The sequence below is a fragment of the Streptomyces sp. FH025 genome (assembly GCF_017427025.1).
Classification (GTDB): Bacteria; Actinomycetota; Actinomycetes; order Streptomycetales; family Streptomycetaceae; genus Kitasatospora.
Window position 1 is genome coordinate 1 of sequence record NZ_JAFLNG010000502.1, and the last position, 5813, is coordinate 5813.

The window sequence follows — 5813 nt, forward strand, 5'->3', positions numbered from 1 at the left end:
TCCCCACCCTGACCAGGAGACCTCCTTGCCCGAACCTCCGCGCCTTCCCGGCAGCTCCAGCCAGCACCTGCCGCCCTACCAGGCCCTGCTCGGCCTGGATGTGGAGAACTACACCGGGATGCCCGGCGTAACGCACGCACCCGTCAGCGCCTACCTCGAACCCCTCCTCGACGCCGCCCTCACCGCTGCCGGCCTCGACGACCTCCGAACGGCCAAACGGTTCGTCTCCAATTCCGGCGACGGTCTGGCACTTGGGTTCGATTCCAGGCTCATGCCGTTCGTCATCGCCCCGGGGCTGTACTGCCTCGACAGGGAGCTCGCCCGGCACAACGCCGAGTCGGACCACGTGCCGATCCGGATGCGGGCCAGCCTCCACGCCGGGCATGTGACCGCCCCTGGGCTGCCCGGGGAAGGAAACGGCCCCGCCCGGAACGACCTCCACCGGCTGCTCGACTCCCGCGAGGTCAAAGCGTTCCTGAAGCACGCCAGCCGGGCGACCACCCACCTGGTGGCGATCCTCTCCGAGCACGTCTATGACATCTCCGTCAGAAACGGCTACGCCGCCCTGCACCCGGACTTCTTCACGCCGGTCGATGCCACCGTTCCCGGCCGGGAGGACTGCAGCAGGAAAGCCTGGCTCTACGTCCCCAGCCCCTCCGGGAACCTCCTCTCCGTACCCGGCTCCCACCAACCCCACCTGCCGAAGCTACTCACCTTCCTGAGCGGGATCGACCACCTGAGCTCGACGCTCCGACGCTTCCTCGAACGTTACTGACACCATTTCAACGGAAGGCCCGATCCGTGACTCTGATCAAGTACAACAGCGTCCTCGACGTCATCCACGAGCGAGTCACCACCGCCGCCCACCTGCGACCGACCGTCCTCACGGTCAAGGTCGGCGACAAGACCGTCCACCTCGATCTCCCGCAGGCCCGTGCGGCCCTGTGGGAGCGGCCGGTGGACGGGGAACTGAGCCGGGAGGTGTGGCGGCAGGCCGTCACGCTGGCCCAGCACGACACGCTGGCGGCGGCCATCGGCTCGACCGATGTCACCGGCTGGGTCGAGGCCGTGGTCTGGCTGGCCCTGCCCCGGCTCCAGCGGATCGCCCGGCAGGCATCGAGCCGGCTTCGGGCGGAACGGCGGGACGTGGAGTCCGAGCTCATGGTCGCCGTCGTCGAGGAGCTCGCCGCGGTCTCCCCCGACGACCCCGACGTTGGGGGCCGACTGCTCCGGGCCGCTGCCCGACAGGGCTGGGCCTTCGCCCGGGGCACGGCGAACGAGCGTCCGAGCGAGGACGTCGTCGAGATCGCCGATGCCCGTGGCGCCAAGGCGATCGACGACCTCTGGGAGCTCGTGATCACGCCTCCGGACCGCTCCGACGGCCTCGCGGCTCCGCTGCGGTTCAGCTCCCGGTCGGAGATCGAGGCGGCACGGCTCGGGCAGCTCGCGGACCACCTCGGTCTTCACGAAGTCATCCGCCATCCGCGCCGCCCCCTCCGGGGCGCGCGGGTCGGCACCCTCTCGCTGTGCGCGACAGGGCGAGCCCGTTGACCGCGCCGTTCCCGGCCGGGGCGATGACCTTCCCGGAGCTGTTCGGGCTCCCGTTGGCCGTCGACGTCCGTACTGCCTGCCGGGCCCTCGGCATCTGCATGGGCACCGCGTACAGCCTGATCCGACGTGATGCCTTCCCGTGTCCCGTCATCCGCACCGGTCGTCGCTACCGGGTGCCTACCGCGGGCCTGCTCTCCGCGCTGGGCATCGAGGAACTCCCGCTCTACGCAGAAGACCTGGACACCTGGGTGAGCGAGCCGCCGCTCCCCGGGCTCGACTGGAAGGACCTCTCGTGATCGCGATGCCCATGACCGCCCAGCCGGAGCCGCCCCTGCCGGCGGCCTCGGAGGAACCGATGACCTGCTTCGTGATCGGGCCCATCGGGAACCGGCACGCCGAAGTCGGTACCACCGCCCGGGACTCGTACGAGACCTCCCTCGAAATCTTCGAGAAGGTCGTCCGCCCCGCCTGCGCCGCTCTCGGAATCGAGCCGCTACGCTCCGACCAGATCCAACAGGCGGGCGAGATCACCGAGCAGATCTGCCGGCACGTGCTGCGGTCCGACGTCGTCATCGCCGACGTGACCGGCGGAAACGCCAATGTCATGTACGAGCTGGGCCTCCGTCACACGACCGGCCGCCTGACCATCCACATCGGCGAGCACGGCCGGCTCCCCTTCGACATCTCGCCCATCCGGACGATCATGTTCGAGCGCTCCCGCAGCGGCCTGGTGGACGCCCGCAAGGAACTGCAGGAGGCACTGGCCCGGGGCCTCCGGGAGGGGTATGCCCCGCTCACCCCGGCCCGGATCCTGCTCGGCCTCCGGTCGCGGGAGGACGGTGCGCCCGCCGACGGGTCGGGAGCCGCCACGGAGGACGGGCCGGGACTGCTCGACCGCTTCGCCACCGTCGAGGCCGAGATGGACATCATGACCCAGGGCCTTGAGACCATGACCGGGCTGGTGAACACCATCGCCTCGCTGGCGGAGGAGTTCGGGCCGGACATGAAGCGCGCCACCGCGCAGGGCAGTCCGCCGTCCGCAGCGCTCGCGACGGCCCGGCGGTTCGCCACCGCCCTCGACGGTCCTGCCGCCGAGCTCAAGGCCTGTGCTGCGGACGTCACCTCGCGGATGTCGGGGATCGACTCGACCGTGCACGCGTCACTGGACATGTTCGAATCGGCGCCGCAGCTGTGGGAGGGCGCCGCCGAGTCCCGCGACTTCCTGCTCCAGCTCATCGGCATGTCCCGCGCCTCGCGCGACGGCCTGGAGACCCTCCGGCTGTTCCGGATGATGATGGAGTGGCTCACCACCATGAGCCGTGATCTCCGGGCACCGGGCAGGGACATCATCTCAGCGCTCGACCTCCTCACCGAAGCCATGGCCAGGGTCGAAACGTGGGACCGACGCGCCCGCGCTCTCGTCTGATCCCGGAGCACCCCGGCGGGCGCGGGAAGACCGGCCTCCCCGCGCCCGCCGGACCCGAACACCGCTGGGGAACAAGGGAACCGACCAATGGTCTGTTCAACGGGGCGGCCCAGTCTGGGTCAGGACGCCGATCGAGCCCTCTTCGCGGAGTCGGCAGGGACCTGCCTGATCTGCAACGACACGCTCTTCCCCTCCGACCCCAAGCGCATGAAGTCGATCTCGATCGCGGAACGCGCCCACGTGGTGGCACACAGCGATGACGGGCCCAGGGCGGATCCCGGCATCCCACAAGAGCTGCGCGACGATCCGTCCAACCTGGTCCTCCTCTGCCCGAGCTGTCACACCAAGGCCGACAAGGACCCCGACAGCTATCCGGCCGACGTGCTGATCAAGGCCAAGGAAGCCCGCAGGAAGGCAATCTCGCTGATTGGTGGCACCCCTTTATTCTCCAGCCGCACCGAGGCCCGCAAGGCGGTGAGGAAACTCCTGCTGAAGAACAGGGTGGCATTCCGGGAGAAGGGTCCGGATCCCGAGAGCGGGGCTGTTGAATCCGAAGAACTTGCTGCCGTGTGGTCGGAGTGCGTCCTACGTGAGATCACGCCCAACAATCGACTGATCGTGGCCATCGCGGAAATCAACGAAGACCTGGCCACCGACGGGGAGATCGAGATCATCGAGCTCCTCAGGCACCACACGGACGCGCTGGAGAGCAAGCACCTCGGGAACCCGCTCATCGGCCCTGCGCCCAGGTTCCCCTCACAGGCCGAACTACTGTTCAAGGACATATGAGCGTGACCGGTATTCGATACCTGACCGACTGGTTCATTCCGAAGATCTCGGACCACCAGGAAGTGACGCAAGCGAACCGGATCTCCGACCGTCGACTGCTGGTGCAACGAAGGTACTCCAGCCCGTTCACCATCGCCCCGGTTTCCGGCATGGAAAATCTCACTCCATCCCTTGTGGATGAGATCCTGGACGACGCACCCGCCGACGTCATCTGCCTGGTGCCGAAAGCGTCGCACTACCTGTGGCCCGCAAGGGAGCGGGCGAAGGAGCGCGAATCCGACGTCCAAACCATGAGCGAGGTCTTCTGGACCGTCACGGCGGACGACCCCAGGGGATTCCTCAACAAGAACGTGGCCTATGCGCGACGAGTTTTGAGGCAGCATTCCCACGTACAGAGGGTGGAAATGATCTGCGAGGCCTCCATGAAGCTGATCAGGGTAGGGCGCATGCCAAACGTCCGACTATCTGTCGAGTATGAATACGAGTTCGGCTCGGAGGCCTTGGTTAAAGCGCTGGAACACCATCCTGGGGTGAACGTAGTGCTGAACTCGAACCCAAACGGCAAACCCACCCGTGCAGCGATGCGCCACGCGGAGAACGCCGGCGTCCGATTGCTGGACATGAGCTCCTTGATGGGCATACTCAACAGGCCGTGAATTGAATCACCACCTGGCGGCCGAGGCGCTGATTGCGAATTTTATTTCCAGACTCCGACTGGCCCGGCCGGGGCGGGTGGAGTTCTACCTCTTCGGATCCGCCCTACGAGATTCGGGCCCGCTACCGAGGGACGTGGACATTCTGGTTCTCTACGAAACCGAGGACTTCGACCAGATTCACGAATTCTGTCGGCAGCTGAGGCTCCTGGATACCGATCCACCGCTCGACGTCCTCGCTCTGGACGTCGAGGAGGAGAGGGAAACGGATTTCCTCGGACTCGTCGACGCCAGAAGGCTTTCGGTGAGCGGGGCTCGTTCCGACCTACGGCCTGGCCCGGTCCCTGGCCAGGGGGCAAGAGCCGGGCAGCTGGAAAGCCGGGGTCAGGATCCGGGAAGGTCCTACCACGCGTAGTCCTCGGCGGCGGGCCGGTGGCCTGCTCAGGCCAGGGTCTGGGTCAGCTCGCTCCGGTTCGCCGTGTGGACGATCCGGCCGTGGGCCCCGTTGACGATCGGCAGGTGGGGCGGGACGTGGCCGCACTCCACGTCGGCGATGATCGGCACGTTCAGGGAGCCGAGCGCGTCGAGGACGGCCTCGCGCTGGGTGAGGGTGCCGCTGTCCGGCGCGCCGGTGCGCCCGACCAGTACGGCGTTCGCCCGGTCGAAGAACCCGGCGAGCCGCATGCCGTGCAGGTTGCGGCAGATGGTGAAGGCGTTGTCCTCGCAGGCCTCCACGTACACCAGGAGTCCGTCGGGGGACTCTCGGCTCGCGAAGGCCGAGGTGTCGAGGTAGCGGGTGCCGGCGAGGTTGCACAGCGTCTCGATGCAGCCGCCGATCAGCCGGCCCTCGGCCGTGACGTCCCCGGTGCCGTCGAGGCGGGTCCAGCCGCCCCGGCCGTCGAGGGTGTACTCGCGCAGTTCGGGGCGGGCGGCGATGTCGTCGTCGTGGGTGGTGGGGCGGCGGTGGCGGCCGGGCGGGGTCTGGGTGAACCGGTGCCCGGCGGGCGCGGTGACGAGGTCGAGCCAGGAGAACAGCCCCTCGGGCACCCGGAAGGGCGTGTCCATGAGGTTGTTGCCATGGAGGGTGGCCGTCCCGGTGAGCAGCGTCAGCGGCGTGATCAGGGTCGCCAGGTCGGAGTACCCGACCAGCCAGGTCGGTTCGGCGGCGCGCAGCCGGTCCCAGTCGAGCAGCGGCACCAGGTCGATCGCGGTCTCGCCGCCCCACGGCGGCACCACCGCCCGGATGCCGGGGTCGGTCAGCATCGCCATCAGCTCCTCCGCCCGCGCGGCGGCCGGGGCGCTGACGTGCCCGGAGCCGTCCATGCAGGAGCCCATGACGACCTCGTAGCCGCGCTCCTCGACGGTGCGGACGGCCACGTCGAGGCGTGCGCGCA

The 5813-nt window shown here is 68.3% G+C and carries 6 protein-coding genes and 1 pseudogene; 6 read left to right on the forward strand and 1 reads right to left on the reverse strand.

The genetic code is table 11. From position 1 onward, the window contains the following. From J0670_RS27800 to J0670_RS27825, 6 genes and pseudogenes are all read left to right on the forward strand, one after another. Nucleotides 1–775 (forward strand): annotated as a pseudogene (locus tag J0670_RS27800) (hypothetical protein); the annotation flags it as partial. 26 nt (nucleotides 776–801) lie between these two features. After that, nucleotides 802–1551, forward strand: a complete 750-nt coding sequence (locus tag J0670_RS27805) for a hypothetical protein (protein ID WP_207814446.1) — start codon at nucleotides 802–804, stop codon at nucleotides 1549–1551. Next, entirely contained in the window at nucleotides 1527–1847 is a 321-nt protein-coding gene (locus J0670_RS27810) for a DNA-binding protein (RefSeq protein ID WP_374223186.1), read from the forward strand. Before J0670_RS27805 ends, J0670_RS27810 begins: the two co-directional genes overlap by 25 nt. Next, nucleotides 1844–2977, forward strand: coding sequence for a hypothetical protein (locus J0670_RS27815; protein ID WP_207814447.1), 1134 nt, complete (start codon nucleotides 1844–1846; stop codon nucleotides 2975–2977). The genes J0670_RS27810 and J0670_RS27815 overlap by 4 nt, the downstream gene beginning before the upstream one ends. Nucleotides 2978–3064: 87 nt before the next feature. Further along, the gene (locus tag J0670_RS27820; protein ID WP_207814448.1) at nucleotides 3065–3766 is read left to right on the forward strand and encodes an HNH endonuclease signature motif containing protein; all 702 of its coding nucleotides are present in this window, start codon (nucleotides 3065–3067) and stop codon (nucleotides 3764–3766) included. 2 nt (nucleotides 3767–3768) lie between these two features. Further along, nucleotides 3769–4422, forward strand: a complete 654-nt coding sequence (locus J0670_RS27825; protein WP_207814449.1) for a hypothetical protein — start codon at nucleotides 3769–3771, stop codon at nucleotides 4420–4422. A gap of 438 nt (nucleotides 4423–4860) precedes the next feature. Here J0670_RS27825 and J0670_RS27830 read toward each other — a convergent pair. After that, a partial coding sequence (locus tag J0670_RS27830) for a S66 peptidase family protein (RefSeq protein WP_243437616.1) occupies nucleotides 4861–5813 on the reverse strand: 953 nt, incomplete at its 5' end.

Bases quoted from the DNA above. Each gene is read 5' to 3' on its own strand.
- J0670_RS27820 (WP_207814448.1), top strand. From the start codon at position 3,065: ATGGTCTGTTCAACGGGGCGGCCCAGTCTGGGTCAGGACGCCGATCGA.